Source organism: Streptomyces sp. NPDC046909 (assembly GCF_040644695.1).
Lineage (GTDB): Bacteria > Actinomycetota > Actinomycetes > Streptomycetales > Streptomycetaceae > Streptomyces.
The window spans coordinates 456,241-472,437 of sequence record NZ_JBEYXC010000004.1 but is presented as its reverse complement, the minus strand read 5'-3'; the positions used below and the strand labels follow the sequence as shown (position 1 = coordinate 472,437).

The 16,197-nt window shown below is 71.8% G+C and carries 14 protein-coding genes; 7 read left to right on the top strand and 7 right to left on the bottom strand.

From position 1 onward, the window contains the following. Positions 1–29 precede the first annotated feature (29 nt). Complete coding sequence (locus ABZ928_RS15150) at positions 30–785, bottom strand: SIS domain-containing protein (RefSeq protein WP_361518326.1); 756 nt, start codon at positions 783–785, stop codon at positions 30–32. 273 nt (positions 786–1,058) lie between these two features. Here ABZ928_RS15150 and ABZ928_RS15145 point away from each other — a divergent pair, with 273 nt between their 5' ends. Then, complete coding sequence (locus ABZ928_RS15145; protein ID WP_067020955.1) at positions 1,059–1,751, top strand: metal-dependent transcriptional regulator; 693 nt, start codon at positions 1,059–1,061, stop codon at positions 1,749–1,751. A gap of 613 nt (positions 1,752–2,364) precedes the next feature. Then, a complete protein-coding gene (locus ABZ928_RS15140; RefSeq protein ID WP_361518324.1) occupies positions 2,365–3,312 on the top strand; it encodes an alpha/beta hydrolase in 948 nt (315 codons plus the stop codon). Positions 3,313–3,447: 135 nt separating this feature from the next. Here the strand turns inward: ABZ928_RS15140 and ABZ928_RS15135 are convergent, their stop codons facing one another. From ABZ928_RS15135 to ABZ928_RS15125, 3 genes are read right to left on the bottom strand one after another with little or no spacing between them, the layout of a single operon-like run. Continuing rightward, a complete protein-coding gene (locus tag ABZ928_RS15135; RefSeq protein WP_361518322.1) occupies positions 3,448–5,076 on the bottom strand; it encodes a transporter in 1,629 nt (542 codons plus the stop codon). Then, a complete protein-coding gene (locus tag ABZ928_RS15130; protein WP_361518320.1) occupies positions 5,073–5,846 on the bottom strand; it encodes an ABC transporter ATP-binding protein in 774 nt (257 codons plus the stop codon). Before ABZ928_RS15130 ends, ABZ928_RS15135 begins: the two co-directional genes overlap by 4 nt. Before the next feature lie 35 nt (positions 5,847–5,881). Continuing rightward, complete coding sequence (locus ABZ928_RS15125) at positions 5,882–6,544, bottom strand: bifunctional DNA primase/polymerase (protein ID WP_361518319.1); 663 nt, start codon at positions 6,542–6,544, stop codon at positions 5,882–5,884. 285 nt (positions 6,545–6,829) lie between these two features. On the opposite strand from ABZ928_RS15125, the gene ABZ928_RS15120 reads away from it, so the two are divergent. Beyond that, the gene (locus tag ABZ928_RS15120; protein ID WP_361518318.1) at positions 6,830–8,215 is read left to right on the top strand and encodes a transcriptional regulator; all 1,386 of its coding nucleotides are present in this window, start codon (positions 6,830–6,832) and stop codon (positions 8,213–8,215) included. Between the two features lie 202 nt (positions 8,216–8,417). Then, on the top strand, positions 8,418–10,283 hold the full coding sequence (locus tag ABZ928_RS15115; RefSeq protein WP_361518316.1) for a hypothetical protein: 1,866 nt from the start codon (positions 8,418–8,420) through the stop codon (positions 10,281–10,283). A gap of 40 nt (positions 10,284–10,323) precedes the next feature. Here the strand turns inward: ABZ928_RS15115 and ABZ928_RS15110 are convergent, their stop codons facing one another. Then, positions 10,324–11,631 (bottom strand): ABC transporter substrate-binding protein, encoded by a 1,308-nt coding sequence (locus tag ABZ928_RS15110; RefSeq protein ID WP_361518314.1) that lies wholly within the window; start codon positions 11,629–11,631, stop codon positions 10,324–10,326. Between the two features lie 117 nt (positions 11,632–11,748). On the opposite strand from ABZ928_RS15110, the gene ABZ928_RS15105 reads away from it, so the two are divergent. Then, entirely contained in the window at positions 11,749–12,249 is a 501-nt protein-coding gene (locus ABZ928_RS15105) for a hypothetical protein (RefSeq protein ID WP_361518313.1), read from the top strand. A 102-nt stretch (positions 12,250–12,351) separates the two neighbouring features. After that, positions 12,352–13,233 (top strand): formyltetrahydrofolate deformylase, encoded by an 882-nt coding sequence (gene purU / locus ABZ928_RS15100; protein ID WP_361518311.1) that lies wholly within the window; start codon positions 12,352–12,354, stop codon positions 13,231–13,233. Between the two features lie 113 nt (positions 13,234–13,346). On the opposite strand, the gene ABZ928_RS15095 is transcribed toward purU, so the two are convergent. Together ABZ928_RS15095 and ABZ928_RS15090 are read right to left on the bottom strand one after the other, a co-directional pair. After that, positions 13,347–14,747 carry a zf-HC2 domain-containing protein gene (locus tag ABZ928_RS15095; protein WP_361518309.1) on the bottom strand — a complete coding sequence of 467 codons (1,401 nt, stop codon included), beginning with the start codon at positions 14,745–14,747 and terminating at the stop codon, positions 13,347–13,349. Then, positions 14,744–15,322: a sigma-70 family RNA polymerase sigma factor gene (locus tag ABZ928_RS15090; protein ID WP_361518308.1), complete on the bottom strand. Its 579-nt coding sequence runs from the start codon at positions 15,320–15,322 to the stop codon at positions 14,744–14,746. Before ABZ928_RS15090 ends, ABZ928_RS15095 begins: the two co-directional genes overlap by 4 nt. 354 nt (positions 15,323–15,676) lie before the next feature. Between ABZ928_RS15090 and ABZ928_RS15085 the strand changes: the two genes are divergently transcribed. Beyond that, positions 15,677–16,057, top strand: coding sequence for an STAS domain-containing protein (locus ABZ928_RS15085; protein WP_361518306.1), 381 nt, complete (start codon positions 15,677–15,679; stop codon positions 16,055–16,057). Positions 16,058–16,197 lie beyond the last annotated feature (140 nt).

The window sequence follows — 16,197 nt, the reverse complement described above, 5'->3', positions numbered from 1 at the left end:
AGGATGTCCTTCCAGCGGCGGAGCCCGCTCTACTGCCGGTAGTAGATCCGGTCCCCGTACTCCTCGAACACCCGCGCGTTCCACTCCAGCCCGCCGTCCACGTTCCCCGACCGCAGCATCGGTGGCTCGATTCCGCGGGCCGCCAGGTCGGCCGCTGCCGTGGCGATGACGGACTGGAGGAGGGCCGAGGTCACGACGGTGGAGGCGGGGGCGAAGGGGGCGGGGACGGTGTCGAGGGTGAGTTCCGCGTCGCCGATGGCGATCTTGGAGTCGAGGACGACGTCGCAGTGGTCCTTGAGGTAGGTGCCGGAGGAGTGGCGGGGGGTCGTCTCCGAGGCGTAGGCGACCGAGGTCACGCCGATGACCTTCACGCCACGCGCGCGTGCGGTCATCGCCATTTCCACGGGGAGGGCGTTGCGGCCGGAGAGGGAGATGATCACCAGGGTGTCGCCCGCGCGGAGCGGGGAGCAGTCGAGGACGGCGCTCGCGAGGCCGTCGACGCGTTCCAGGGCGGAGCCGAGGGTGGCGGGCATGACGTCGACGCCGACGACCCCGGGGACGGTGAGCAGGTTCATCAGGGCGAGGCCGCCGGCGCGGTAGACGACGTCCTGCGCGGCGAGCGAGGAGTGCCCGGCGCCGAAGGCGAACAGGCGGCCGCCCGCGGCGACGGTGTCGGCGAGAAGCGCCCCGGCCGCGTCGATGTGCTCGGCCTCCTCGTCGCGGACCCGCTGGAGCAGGCCGATCGCGGCGTCGAAGAACCGGTCGGCGGGCGTACCGTCGCTCATGCGGGCCCCTTCGGGTCGGCTGTGTCGCGGATCACCGTGCGGTCTGGACCAGTGCGGTGTCAATACGGCCGGGCGGAGAGGACCGTGGGGAGGGGCGTGGACGCTCGTACGGGCTTCTGCGAGGCCCCGGACAGGCCCCCGCACCCCCGACGAAACCAGCTCGTTTCACCGGCGCGGCACGGTTGTCAGTGGTATGCGTCAGAATTGAAGCCAGGGCCAGCGCACGCGCCGCGAAGTCGTCGCGCTTCCGGCAGAGCTAATCGAGGGGCACGTATGTCCGGACTGATCGACACCACGGAGATGTATCTCCGCACCATCCTCGAGCTGGAGGAGGAAGGTGTGGTCCCCATGCGCGCCCGGATCGCCGAGCGGCTGGACCAGAGCGGGCCGACCGTGAGCCAGACGGTGGCGCGGATGGAGCGGGACGGACTGGTGTCCGTGGCGAGCGACCGGCATCTGGAGCTGACGGACGAGGGGCGTCGGCTGGCCACGCGCGTGATGCGCAAGCACCGGCTCGCGGAGTGCCTGCTCGTCGACGTCATCGGGCTGGAGTGGGAGCAGGTGCACGCCGAGGCCTGTCGCTGGGAGCACGTGATGAGCGAGGCCGTGGAGCGGCGGGTGCTGGAGCTGCTGCGGCATCCGACCGAGTCGCCGTACGGCAACCCGATCCCCGGTCTGGAGGAGCTCGGCGAGAAGGACGGCGCCGACCCGTTCCTCGACGAGGGCATGGTGTCGCTGGCCGACCTCGACCCGGGGCTCGAGGGCAAGACGGTGGTCGTGCGTCGTATCGGCGAGCCGATCCAGACCGACGCGCAGCTGATGTACACGCTGCGGCGTGCGGGTGTGCAGCCCGGTTCGGTGGTGAGCGTGACGGAGTCGGCCGGCGGGGTGCTGGTGGGCAGTGGCGGTGAGGCGGCGGAGCTGGAGGCGGATGTCGCCTCGCATGTGTTCGTCGCCAAGCGCTGACAGACGCGGGCGTATGGCCGGCCCACTCCAGCTCAGGTATCAGAGGGTGGGCCTCCTGCTCAGGTACCACAGAGTGGGCCAACTCCTGGGACATCAGGGGTGGTTGTGGCATTCCGGCGATCTCGTCGATTCCAAGATTCACTGTGCCGAATCGCAGCGCTCGGACGTCCCGCGTGCGAGGCTGTCGCGTGAGGCATATGACCTGAGGGGGCGGGGAGGATGTGCCGCAGACGTGTGGAGGGCCCCGGCGCCATGTGGCGCCGGGGCCTGTCCTCCCCTGTGCTGACCCGGAGCCCCGAGCTCTCAGGGTCATTCCCCTCGGACCGTTTTCCCCGAGCGGTCCGCCTCCCGCTGAAGATCTCCCCTCGGCAGCGGCGATCAATCCTTGAGCAAGGTCACTCAAACGAGGGGTGTTGTCGGCGGGGGCCGCATTTTCGAATAGGCATTCGATAGCCTTTGGGTGACACGCCAGACGGAACGTGCGCTTCAGGGAGGGACGGGCGGCAGGACAGCGGGCACGTCAGGCAGGGCAGGCAGAACACGGTTCTCGGGACCGGCCGGCTCGAGCGGGAGCGAGCTGGTCCGAGCGGATCCAGGGGGGTGGCCAGGACCAATGGCGCGGCGCATCGACGTGACCGGGGCGGGCGGCGTACGCCTTGCCGCCTGGGAGTTCGGCGACCCTCCCAAGACCGACCCGGCGGTGGACCTCACGGGGCACGGCGTACGGGAGAACGGTGAGCAGGCCGGGCGACTCGGGCACGGCCGCAGGTCCGCGCAGGGCGCCCTCGACCCGTCGCCCGGCGTGCTGTTACTGCACGGCCTCATGGGCCGCGCCTCCCACTGGGCCTCGACCGCCCGCTGGCTCTCCGAACGCCACCGTGCCGTCGCCCTCGACCAACGCGGCCACGGCCGCAGCGACAAGCCCCCACAGGCCGCCTTCACCCGCGAGGCCTACGTCGAGGACGCCGAGGCCGCCCTCGAACAGCTCGGCCTCGGCCCCGCCGTCCTCATCGGACACGCGATGGGCGCGCTCACCGCCTGGCAGCTCGCCGCGAAGCGGCCGGACCTCGTGTCCGGCGTGATCATCTGTGACATGCGGGCGTCCGCGCTCGGCGCCGCCTCCCAGCGGGAGTGGGCGGACTGGTTCAAGGCCTGGCCCGTGCCCTTCGCCACGCTCGCCGATGTGCGGAAGTGGTTCGGCGAGGACGACCCGTGGGTGGAGCGGCCCAATCCGGCCCGCGGTGAGTTCTACGCCGAGGTCATGGCCGAGTCGCCCGACGGGTGGCGGCCCGTTTTCGAGCCTGAGCAGATGCTGAAGTCCCGGGAGACGTGGGTGTACGACGCGCACTGGGAGGAACTGGCCCAGGTGCAGTGCCCCGCGCTTGTCGTGCGCGGGCTGGACGGGGAGCTGGGGCGGGCGGAGGCGCAGGAGATGGTGCGGGTGCTGCCGCGGGGGGAGTACGCCGAGGTCGCCGACGCGGGGCATCTTGTGCACTATGACCAGCCGGAGGCCTGGCGGGTGGCGATCGAGCCGTTCATCGACGGGCTGACGGGCGCCTAGCTGACGGGGTTCCGGGCGCCTGATCGTCCGGGGGGCTTGTGTTGTGGGGCGGCTGCGGGTGGTTCGTGGTTGCTCGCGCAGTTCCCCGCGCCCCTTGGGGCGTTGCAGGACCCCCATGCCACACGTGACCGCACTTCACCCCTTGCTCACCGCCGCCAGGATCTCCGGCAGGCGCCTCGCCGTCCTCGGTGCCGCCAGCCGCAGCCCCAGCAACGTGATCGCCGCCCCGTACCCGGCCCCCGCCGGCAGCACCAGCCACTCCCAGCCGTCCCCGCCCGCGCTCACGTTCAGCCAGATCGTCAGCGCGATGACCGGGGCGCACAGCAGGGCCGCGCCCACCATGCCGCCGAAGATCGAGATCCAGGCCAGACCGGTCTGGCCGGGGGCCACGTTCTTGTAGCCCTCCTGCGGGATGGAGTACGGGAAGCGGGCGGACGTCCACGCGCCCGTCGCCAGCATCGCGCCGAGGAGGGCGAAGGAGAGGCCGAGGACCTCGGGGAGCCGGGTCCAGGCGCCGAGCATCGCCGTCGTCAGGACCGTCACGAGGGCGGCGTACGGCAGGGTGATCAGGAGCAGGGCCACCGCGCGGCCGCGGAGTTCGACGTAGGCGTCCCGCGTGGACGAGATCGTCATCGCGACCATCCAGAACGCGGACGTGTCCTGTCCGAACTGGTTGTACATCTGGATGCCGAGCATGCCCGCCGCGAAGCAGGCGAAGTAGATCGAGCCGGTGCCCTGGAGCGCGTTGAACACGGGCACGATCAGGCCGATCGCCAGCGAAGTCACCCACGCGGCCTTGGTCTTGGGGTCGCGCCAGATGTAGCGCAGGCTCCGCTCGACCACGGCCCCCATGCGCCCGGCGGGCAGCAGCCGCCCGAGCCCGGTCGACGTACGCTCGCGGGCGACCGGGTCACCGGCGGCCTGGAGGGTGGATCCGTCCGGCGAGGTCATCAGACGGGTCAGATGCCGGGACCATACGGTGATCAAGCCCGCCAACGCCCCAGCAGCCAGTGCCAGTTGGACTACCGCGATGCCGTACGACCCCTCGCTCGCCGAATCCACCGCCCCGATCGCGGAAGCCGGCGGCACCCACTTCAGTACCTCCGCCGGTGGGTCGAGCTGGGCGAGGCCGCTCGAACCCAGCCGCTGCACACCGAAGTTGACCAACTGCGCCCCGATCGCGATGACCAGCCCGCTCAGCACCGCCAGATCGCGGCCCTTACGGCTGGTCAGCAGACGGATGTTGGCGGCGGCCACGGCCCGCGCGAGCGCCACGCACACCAGCAGCGCGAGGGGGACGCCGAGGACGGCGACGACGTACGACGCCCCTCCGTGCGCCACGGAGATCGCGGAGCCGGTGAGCAGGCAGAGGCTGAACAGGGGGCCGATGCCCACCAGTGAGGCCGCCAGGAGTGCCCGTACCAGGGGGCGGGGGTGCAGGGGGAGCATCACCAGGCGGGTGGGGTCGAGGGTCTCGTCGCCGCCGGGGAAGAACAGCGGCATCACGGCCCAGCCGAGGGCCAGTACCGCCACCAGGAGGACGACCACGGACATCGCGTGGTCGTTGCCGCGCAGGGCCAGCAGACCGAGGAACTGAAGGGCGGCGAACAGCAACGCGATGACGGCGGAGGCGATGTACGCGGCCTGCCTGCCGCCGGACTGGCGCAGGCCGTTGCGCAGCAGTGACAGCTTCAGGCGTACGACTACGGCGGTGACGGGGGTGGCGGGGGTTACGGGGGTGGCGTCGGTGACTTCGGCGCTCATCGTGTCGCCCCGCCGCCCAGCCAGTCGAGGTCGGAGCCGGTGTCGCGGGTGCCCGCGCCCACGAGTTCGAGGAAGGCCTGCTGGAGGGAGGGGGCGGTGCCGCGTACGTCGGCGAGGGGGCCGTGGGCGCGGATGCGGCCCGCGGCCATCACGGCCACCCAGTCGCACAGCGACTCGACGAGTTCCATGACGTGGGAGGAGAAGACGACCGTGGCGCCGGATCCCGTGTACCGCTCCAGGACCCCGCGGATGGTCTGGGCGGAGACGGGGTCCACGCCTTCGAACGGCTCGTCCAGGAAGAGGACTTCGGGATTGTGGAGGAGGGCCGCCGCGAGGCCGATCTTCTTCCGCATCCCGGTCGAGTAGTCGACGACCAGTTTGTGCTGGGCGCCCGCGAGGTCGAGGACGTCGAGGAGCTGGGTGGCGCGCTTGTCGACCTCGGCTCCGGGCAGGCCCCGCAACCGCCCGGAGTAGGCGAGGAGTTCGCGTCCCGAGAGCCGTTCGAACAGGCGCAGGCCCTCGGGGAGGACGCCGATCCGGGCCTTCACCTCGACCGGGTCCCGCCAGACGTCATGGCCGACGACGTGGACGGTGCCCTGATCGGGCCGCAGCAGCCCGGTGATCATGGAGAGGGTGGTGGTCTTGCCGGCCCCATTGGGTCCGACGAGTCCGATGAACTTCCCGGCGGGCAGCTCCAGATCGATCCCGGCAACGGCGACTTGCTGCCCGAACCGCTTCCAGAGCCCACGCACACTTACGGCCGACGTCATGCGAGCACCCTACGGCCGGGCGGCGTTCCCAGGGGTCAGCGATCCCGCCCGCAGGCGTAGGCGAGCGGCGAGATCAACTCCTCGGCGTCCGGGAGCCAGCGGTTCGCGGGCGTCGGGCGGCACGCCCACTGCACGGCGCCGCGCGAGCCGTACCGGGTGGGCGGCGCCGCGACATAGCCGCCCTCGCCGAGTGCCACCAGGTCGAGGGACGACGGCGTCCAGCCCAGCTTCCGCACCAGCTCCGGCACCTTCACCGACGCGCCCGGCAGGACGAAGAAGTGCATCCGGCGGTCCGGGGACAGCGTCACCGGACCCAGCGTGAGCTCCATCCGCTCCATCCGCGCGAGCGCCAGGAACCCGGCCGTCTCCGGGACGGAGATCGCGTCGAAGGTACGCCCCGTCGGCAGCAGGATCGACGCCAGCGGCTGCTTGGACCACAGCCGGCGCGCGACCGTCGCACTGCCGGTGGCCTGCGTCGCCCAGTCCTCCCGCGCGGGGTGCGCGCCGGGCACGGCGCACGCGGCGTCGCCGCAGGAGCAGTGCTGCACCCCGTCGACGGCTTCCAGCCAGGTGCCGGGGAACACGTCCCAGTGGCGCTCCTCGGCGTAGCGTACGGCGGTCTCCAGCAGCGATTCCCCACGCTGCTTCGGAATCTGGGCGGCTTCGGTGCTCGCGATCGTCTCTTCCACGCCCAACACAACTCCCGCGCCCACCTGTAGTTACGGCTGTACCGCGCGCGGGGGAAGCGCATCGATTCCGCATCTGGGGCGCATGGATGCACGTGTGGGGGCGCGCGGGAGGAAGGGTGGCTTGATCGGGGTAGCCAGGTGTGGGGGCGGCAACCGCCTTTACCCCGGCAATCCTCGCAAGCCTCGCATTTTCGGTCTGTTCGCGGGGCATTGATCTTCACGGCCGGATTTTTTCGGTGGAAGACACGTCAACTCGGTGCGTGGGCAGGCACCGCAGCCACAGGGGGTACGCCAATGGCCGCAAGGCCTCTCGTCGCGCGGCAGCCGAACGAACGGTTGCAGGCGCTCATCCAGGAAGCGGGTTGCTCGAACGCCGGGCTGGCCCGCCGGGTCAACATGTGCGGCGCCGAGCACGGGCTCGACCTGCGCTACGACAAGACGTCCGTGGCGCGCTGGCTGCGCGGGCAGCAGCCGAGGGGACGCGCGCCGGCGATCATCGCGGAGGCGCTGGGCCGCAAACTCGGCCGTACGGTCACGATCGACGAGATCGGCATGGCCAACGGCAAGAACCTCGCCTCGGGCGTCGGACTCCAGTTCTCGCCGACCGTACTGGGGGCCATCGAGCAGGTCTGCGAGCTGTGGCGCAGCGATGTGGGGCGGCGGGACTTCCTGTCCGGCTCGTCCGTCGCCGCCTCCGCGCTCGTGGAGCCGAGCCGGGACTGGCTGATCTCCTCGCCGGACTCGCAGGTGGCGCGGCAGGCGGGGCCCCGCGTGGGGCAGTCCGATGTCGCGGCCGTGCGGGCGATGACGCAGGCCCTCGTGGACCTCGACCACCAGTACGGCAGCGGGCATGTGCGTCCGGTCGTCGTGCACTACCTCAACAGCGTCGTCAGCGGGCTGCTCGCCGGGTCGTACCGGGAGGCCGTCGGGCGTGAACTGTTCGCCGCCGTCGCGCGGTTGACGGAGCTCGCCGGGTACATGGCCATCGACACCGGCCAACCGGGGCTCGCTCAGCGGTACTACATCCAGGCACTGCGGCTCGCACAGGCCGCCGGGGACCGCGGGTACGGCGGTTACGTGCTCGCCGCGTCCATGAGCCATCTCGCCGCGCAGCTCGGAAACCCGCGCGAGATCGCGCAGTTGGCGCGTGCGGCGCAGGAAGGGGCGCGGGGGCGCGTGACACCGCGCGCGGAGGCGATGTTCTTCGCGGCGGAGGCGCGTGGGCACGCGCTGATGGGCGACGCGCGGGCGGCGCAGGCGGCGTCCGGGCGGGCGGTGAGCGCACTGGAGGCGGCGGATCCTTCCTCCGGGGACGACCCGGCGTGGATCGCGCACTTCGACGAGGCCTATCTCGCCGACGAGTTGGCGCACTGCCACCGTGATCTGGGGCAGGCCGACGCGGCGGCGCGGCGGGCGCAGGAGTCGCTGGACGGGCTTCCGGAGACCAAGGCGCGGCGCCGGGCCATCGGTTACGTCCTCCTCGCGACCGCGCAGGTGCAGCAGCGCGAGGTCGAACAGGCCTGCCACACCGGCCTGAAGGCGGTGGAGCTGCTGGAGACCGTCCGCTCCAACCGGGGTGCCGAGTACCTCGACGACTTCCAGCAGCGGCTGGAGCCGTTCCGGGACGAGCCCGTGGTAAGGGAGTTCGGGGCGCGGCTGGAGCTTCAGGCGGCGGCGTGAAACCCCCGGGTACGAGGGCGTGAACAGGCGGGAAACCAAGGCTCGGAGAGCGAGAGGAGGGCATATAGAGCGGATGCGGGCCCGGTTCTGTTACGGCGGTCACAGGGACGCAGGTCACGTCCTGTGCTGCGTGGCACCGGGCTCGGGGGACCCGGTAGCGTGAGCCGACGATTCACAAGGTCCCCCATTAGTAGGAGTCCCGGTGACGCAGAGTGGACAGGGCGAGGAGCCCTCGCCGCGCGTGGCGCGCGAAGGCATCGTGCTGCCCTCCGACGGCGGCGAACCGCTGCTGCCGGGCATGACCGGCGGACCCGGCGGCCACCAGCCCGCCCCGCACATCCCGAACCCGACCCCCGCGCCCCCCGCGGGCGGCCAGGCCTGGGGCACCCCGTGGGGCCCCGAGCAGCAGACGCCCGCCCCGCAGCAGGGCGACGGCTGGGGCGGCACACCGCAGGCCCAGCAGGCTCAGCAGTCCCAGCAGTGGGGCACCCAGGACCCGTATCAGGCGCAGGCCCAGCAGTGGACCGCCCAGGAGCCCCAGCCCCAGCAGCAGCCCCAGCCGCAGCAGGGAGCACCGGCCCCCGGTTACGACGCCGACCAGCCGACCTCCTACTACCTGCCGCCGGTCGACCAGAACGCCCCGCAGGGTGGCGGCGCACCTCAGCCGCCAGTCGGCCACGACACCGACCAGCCGACGTCGTACTACCTGCCGCCGGTGGCCCAGAACACCCCGCACGGCGGCCCGACGGGCGGTGCCTACGGTGCTCCCGCCGGTGGCGCGCCCCTGCCGCCCGCCACCACGGACGGATACGGCGCCCCGGGCGGCGCACCGCTGCCGCCCGCCGGTGCCTACGGCGCTCCCTTGCCGCCCGCCAACGCCTACGGCCCCCCGGGCGGCGCGCCCCTCCCGCCCGCCGCCGACCTCTACGGCCCGCCCGTCGGACACGGCGCCGCCGGCGGCGTACCGCTGCCTCCGCCCGTCAACGACGAGGGGGCGACCCAGTACATCCCGCCCGTCGCCGCCGCCCCGAGTGAGGGCGTGACCCAGTACATCCCGCCGGTCGGGCCCGGGGCGCTGCCGCCCGAGGTGCCGGGGGCGGGGGAGCGGACGCAGTTCCTGGGACAGGCGCCGCAGGCTCCGCATGCCGCGCACGGGGCCGGGCCGCTGCCGCCCGTGTCCGGGCCGGACGCCGAGGCGACGCAGTACATCGCGCCGGTGCCGGGGCAGCACGGTGGGGAGCGGCAGCCGCCCGCCGAGTTCGACAGCCTCTTCCGCAGCGGGCCGGGCGGGGAGAGCCCGGCGCAGGCCACGCAGCAGCTGCCGCGCTTCGAGCCGGGGCCAGGAGTGCAGCCGCAGCCGCGCGGGGCGCATCCGCAGCCGGCGTACGCGCAGCCGTCGTACGGGAGTCACGAGGACGACGACCACGGCCGTGGCGGTGGCGGGGGGCGTTCGCGGGTGCCGCTCATCGCGGGTGTCGGGATCGCCATCGCGGCGCTCGGGATCGGTGCGGGCGCGCTGCTCAGCGGTGGCGGCGGGGACGACGACGGTGACGGCAGCAAGACGGTGTCCGCGACGGCTCCGGTGAGCGAGTCCGCCTCGCCGTCGGCCGATCCCGTGAAGGCGCAGGCGGTTGAGCTGGACAAGCTGCTGGCCGACAGCGGTGACAGCCGGGCCTCGGTGATCAGCGCGGTGGAGGACGTGAAGGCCTGCAAGAACCTCCCGCAGGCGGCACAGAACCTGCGGGACGCGGCGACCCAGCGCAACGAGCTGGTGACCCGGCTGTCCGGCCTGACCGTCGACCAGCTGCCGAACCACACCGAGCTGACCACCGCCCTCACCAAGGCGTGGAAGGCGTCCGCGTCGGCCGACAACCACTACGCGGCGTGGGCCGACCAGGTCGCCGGCAAGAAGGGCTGCAAGAAGGGCAAGGCGCGCACCACCGCGCAGACCGCGGCCGGCAACACGGCGAGCGGTGAGGCCAGTACGCAGAAGATCACGGCCGCCAAGCTGTGGAACCAGATCGCGAAGACGTACGGCCTGACCGAGCGCAGCCGCACCCAGCTGTGACGGGACCGGGGGCCGCCAGAAGGAGCGGCGGCCCCCGGTCTCAGCTCACGTCGGCGTTCGCCAGCGTCCTGCGGACGTCCGTGAAGCCCTTCCGTACGGCCACCAGTCGGCCCTGCCGTACGGCCTGGAGGGTCACGTCGGTGTTGACCAGGCGGGGGAGGCCGACGGAGGCGAGGCCGTTGTCGTCCTTCCACTGGAGCGTCGGCGTCAGACCGCCCGTGTCGACCTTCAGCCCGCCGTCGAGGGCCTGGCGCACGGCGGTCGACGTCACCTCGCCGTCGCCGAGGGACTCCAGCGCCGCCTTGAGGACGGTGTAGGCGATCCAGGTGGTCTGGACTCCGGCGTCCGCGGGGTCGATGCGGTTGTCGCCGAAGGCCTGCGCCTTGATCACCGCCTTCATGGGGTCCCAGCGCTTGTCGCTCGTGACCGGGTACCAGCCGGTGAGATACGAGCCCTCGTACGGCCCCGACGCCCCGCCGGTGGCGTCTATCACCGTCTGGTCGACGCTGCCGAGGACGGTCGCGGTGCGTACGTCGGGGTAGTCCTCGCGGGCCCGGCGGAAGGAGTCCATGAAGGTGCTGGTGCGGTCCCCGAGGGCGGGCACCACGCACCCCTTCTTCGCGGGGTCGGCGGTCGTGGTGTCGAGGGCGCGCTCGGACTGGGTCGAGTACTCGGTGGCGTCCTCCGCGGCCAGCTGGTCGGCCGCCGCGGTGTGCTTCGCGGCCTTCAGGCCCGAGTCGAGCATGACGTGGAGTTCGTCGCCCGCGATGCTGTCGGGGCGGACCAGCGCGAGGGGGCCGCAGCTGCCGCCGAGTTCCCTGCCGAGGCCCGCGAGCAGGCTGGGCTGACCGCCGTTGACGGGGTAGGAGACCATGCTGTCGAACTCGGAGTTCGTGATCCCGTAGCCGCCGATGTAGGGGATGTCGGCGATCTCCAGGGTCGGGAAGAACGTGTCGCCGTACTGGCTGTAGGAGCCGACGACCGCGACGACCTTCTCGTCGGCGGCGCGCTGGGCGCACTTGGCGGCGGCCAGGGTGTCGTTGTGGTCGTTGCAGACCAGGACGGAGAGCTTGCGGCCGTTGATGCCGCCGTGCGCGTTGATCCAGCGGGCGTAGGCCTGCGCGAAGGCGGGCATACCGGGCTTGTTGGTGGCGCCGGTCTCCATCGGCGCCCACGTCATGATCTTGATCGGGTCATCCCCGGAGCCCCCCGTGGCACCGGGGATGACCCCGCAACCGGCCGTCAGCGCAGCGCACGCGGCCAGCGCCCCCGCCGAGCGGGCGGTGGCTCTGACGGGCCGGTGGAGCTTGAGAGGGAAGGTGCTGCGGATGCGTCGCCTGCCGGTCATGGGCACACACGTTTCCGTCACACCGCCAACCTCGGAGTTACTTACGGTCAACATCCGGTGACGCGAAGGTGAATTACGGGGGCCGGTGCGGCGAGTGTGACGAGGAACGTACGATCGATGACCGTGCAAGGTTCGGAGAACTCTTCCCGTCGCGGCCGTCGCTCATCCACCATGGGCGGCATGCCACTGAATGACATGCCGTGGTGGCGCTGGCGCAGCAATGTGCGCTCCGCGCTGCACATGCTCTCCGACCCCGGGTTCCAGCAGGAGGTCTGGCTGGCCGGTGTCGAGGGGTACGGGGACGTCACCGACGCCGTGTACCGCCTCGTCGAGGACACCTGGCTGGACAACTGGTCCGCCGAGAAATACGTCGGCACGATCTTCCGGGACTCCCAGGAAGCGGCCCTCGTCGACACCGCCGTCCTGCGCGTGCTGCGGATCATGCACCAGGTCGGGCCCGACGCCCCCGTCTCCGTGTACATGGAGAACGCGGGATGGCCGGAGGCGGTGCGTGCCGCGCGCGACGCGCATGTGCGGATGGCGATGGCGGACGGGGAGGACCCGGACCAGCCGCCGCGCTCGCTGCACGTCTTGCAGATCATGACGAGGTCCGCGTGACCGAGTCCGCGTGACCGGGTCGGCGTGAGCTGTTCCGCGTGAGCTGTTTCGCGTGACGGACGGGTTCTCTGCGGTGTCGGCGGATATGGGACCCTGTCCCGCATGAACGAGCAGTCCACCGGAGCCGCGGCCCCCGCCGAGCAGTACGTCCTCACCCTGTCCTGCCCCGACAAGCAGGGCATCGTGCACGCCGTGTCGAGCTACCTCTTCATGACCGGCTGCAACATCGAGGACAGCCAGCAGTTCGGCGACCACGACACGGGTCTGTTCTTCATGCGCGTCCACTTCTCGGCGGAGGCGCCGGTGACGGTGGACAAGCTCCGCGCGAGCTTCGCGGCCATCGGGGACGCCTTCCACATGGACTGGCAGATCAACCGGGCCGAGGACAAGATGCGGGTCGTGCTGATGGTCAGCAAGTTCGGGCACTGCCTGAACGACCTGCTCTTCCGCGCCCGGATCGGCGCCCTGCCGGTCGAGATCGCCGCCGTGGTGTCCAACCACACCGACTTCGCCGAGCTCGTGGGGTCGTACGACATTCCCTTCCACCACATTCCGGTGACGCGGGAGAACAAGGCCGAGGCGGAGGCGCGGCTGCTGGAGCTGGTGCGTGAGCAGGGTGTGGAGCTCGTCGTTCTCGCCCGGTACATGCAGGTGCTGTCCGACGACCTCTGCAAGCAGCTCAGCGGGCGGATCATCAACATCCACCACTCCTTCCTGCCGAGCTTCAAGGGTGCGAAGCCGTATCACCAGGCGCATGCGCGGGGCGTGAAGCTCATCGGGGCGACCGCGCATTACGTGACCGCGGATCTGGACGAGGGGCCGATCATCGAGCAGGAGGTCGAGCGGGTGGGGCATGACGTCACGCCGGACCAGCTGGTCGCGATCGGGCGGGATGTGGAGTGCCAGGCGCTGGCGCGGGCGGTGAAGTGGCATGCGGAGCGGCGGATTCTGTTGAACGGGCGGCGGACGGTTGTGTTCGCCTAGCAGCTCAGGGTCTTGTGTCGTGGGGCGGCTGCGGGCTGGTTGTGGCTGGTCGCGCAGTTCCCCGCGCCCCTAGAAGCAGGTCGGTCACCGCACGTACCTAGGGGCGCGGGCCCCTATATCCGGCTCAACGACGCCACCGCGAACAGCACATCCCTGATCGCCTCCCGGTCCCCCACCTGCCCCGCCGCCGCCTCCGCCGGAGGCACATGCCCCGCCGCCAGCTGGCAGAACTCCACGCCGTCCAGCGCCACGTGCGCCACCTCGTGTGCCGCCGAGCCCACCGCCGCCGGGGAGTCGAGGGGGATCAGCCACTCGCCGCCTCCCAGGCCCTCGATCTCGAGGCGCAGGCTGCGTCCCGGTTCGCCCGCGGGGACGAGGTGGCGGCCCCGGGCCGGTGCGGCAAGGCCTGACTGGCGGCGCCCGGCGAGTGCCACGGGGAGCATGCGGGCGGCCAGGTCGATCATGCGGTTGAGGTGGCGGGGGGACGGCGGGCCGTACGGGTAGTCGACCGCCTCGGCGATGTCCCCGGCGTGGACCCAGCACTCGAACGCGCGGTCCAGCATCGCGTCGTGCAGGGGGAGGTCGAAGTCGCCGTACGACACCGAGAGCTTGCCGGCGCCGCCGCCGGTGAAGGAGACCGTGCGCACCAGGTCGTGGCTCTGTTCGCGCCAGGGGCCGCGGACGGAGCGGGTCGGCGGGTAGTGGGAGCCTCGCCAGTACGCCTCGGTGCGGGCCTCGGGGGTCGGGCCGTCCGCCGTGATGGCGCCGAGCGGGTCGTCGAGACCCAGGGCCAGTGCCACCAGGCCGTCGACCGTCAGCAGATGGGCGATGACACCGGCGACCGTCGTACGGCGGCTCGTCGCCTCGTCGGCCTCGAACCAGCGCAGCCGCACGGGCGCGTGCCACTCGGCGTCGCCCATGTCCCGCAGCAGCGCGTCGAGACGGGCGGTCTCGGCGTCGTACGGCGTCGCCCACTCGGGCACCGGTATGCGCGGCGGGCGGCGGTCCAGGCAGCCCTCCAGGACGCGGGTGCGCAGGCCCGGGTCCAGGTCGAGGCTCTCGGGCGGGTGGAGCAGGCCGACGGCCTCCCGCAGCCGCAGCGCCTCGTCCGCGCAGGAGCCGCAGTCGCCGAGGTGTTCCTCCACGGCGGTCGTCTCCTCCGGCGAACAGGCGGCCAGGGCCCAGGCGCCGAGGAGGGACTTCAGTACGGGGTGCTCCAGGGCGAGGGGCGGGGGTGCGGGCGGGGACGGTGGTGTCTCCAGGGGCGGGAGGGGGTGGCCCGTGTCCTCTACCGAGGCGCGGGGGAGCGGTATGCGGGGTGGCTCGCCCGGGTGGTCCGGGGTGGGGACGTCGCCGTTGGCCGGACCGCCGGGGGCGCCCGGGTGCGGGGGCTCGCCCTGCTTGCCCTCGCCGCGGGGGCCAGGGGTGCCTCCGGAGCCGTACTCCTGGCGTCCTTCCTGTTCCTCCGGGCCCTCGTGCTCGTCGTACGCCTCGTAGCGGTTCGGCTCGTTCACGCGGCACCCCCGTAGCCGGGAGGGGCGCCGGTGCCGGCGTCGTGGGCCGTCGCGAGGAGCTGGAGGCCCAGGCGGAGGCGGCGGCGGGCCTCGTCCTCGGTGACGCCGAGGTCGGCGGCGGTCTGGCGGTAGTCGCGGCGCTGGAAGTAGGCCAGCTCCAGGGCGGCGCGCAGCGGGGCGGGCATGGAGGTGACGATGTAGTCGGCGCGGGCGGCGACGGAGGCGTGGCGGACCTTGTGCTCCAGTTCCTCGGTGGAGCCGCGGCCGCCCTGGGCGAGGGCGGCGGTCTCGGTGGCGCGCAGGCGCTGCACGGCGAGGCGGTGGGTCAGGCCGGCGACCCAGGAGCGCAGGGGGCCCTGTTTGGGGTCGTAGGCGTCGGGGTGCTCCCAGACGTGGGCGAAGACTTCGCGGGTGATGCCGTCGGCGGCGCGTTCGTCGCCGAGTACGCGGTGGGCGAGGCCGTGCACGAGGGAGGCGAAGCGGTCGTAGAGCTCGCCGAGGGCGGCCGCCTCACCGCGCGCGAGACGCTGCTGCATCTTGCGGTCCCAGCGGGGAGGTGCGTCCTTCTTCGCCATGCGGCCCCCTCACTGTCGTTCGCGTCCTCGTCAAGCCTGAACCCACCGTCTCCTCGAATGTAGTCGGCACGTCTGACAGTGCACGCCCCTTTGTCGCAATGTGCGCCCCCGGGAGAGCGGCCGGTGATAGTGGACTTTCGGCTACCCCTCCACTGTGCGTCCATCCCCGATCGAACAGGATCGAAGTCGACTAAAACAAGCCTCTTCTGATCAGTTTCCGTTTCCTGGGTCGGGTTTCAGGGAACCGCCGGTGGGCAGCCGCGCTGCAAGGAAGCGTAGGAGGCGCTTCCGTTTCCGGGCCGTGCGCAGATCCCTTTCACGTGCCGTTCCGGGAAGTCCCGGCGAGCGAAGGGCGTGGTGGTGGCGTTCAACGTGACCGGCGGTGAGCACGGGGAGTGGGCCGTGCTCCAGGTGTCGGGCGAGCTGGATCTGGTGACGTCGCCGGTGCTGCGTCAGCGGGTGCACGATGTGGTGGCCGAGGGCCGCCACAGCCTCGTCCTCGACCTCTCCGAGGTCTTCTTCTGCGACTCCAGCGGGGTGGGCGTGCTCATCGCCTCGCGGCGGCTCATCCGGTCCTGCCAGGGGCGGCTGCGGTTGATCCTGCCGGCGCAGGGAGCGGTGGAGGGGTCGCATGTGAACCGGGTGCTGGGGGCGCTGGGGGTGCGGCGGTTGTTCGATGTGCACCTGGATCTGAAGTCGGCGGTGTCGGAGGAAGCGGACCCGCTGTCGGCGTGACGCTGCGAGGCGCTGAGCCGGGGCCGCTGGAGTGAGCTGGAGCGGTGTTCTCGGAGCTCTGTTCCTCTGCCACGTCGTTGTTTCAAAATTCCCCCGGTCTTGGCACAACCGTCGCTTTCCCCCACCTGGGTCGGGCCCGG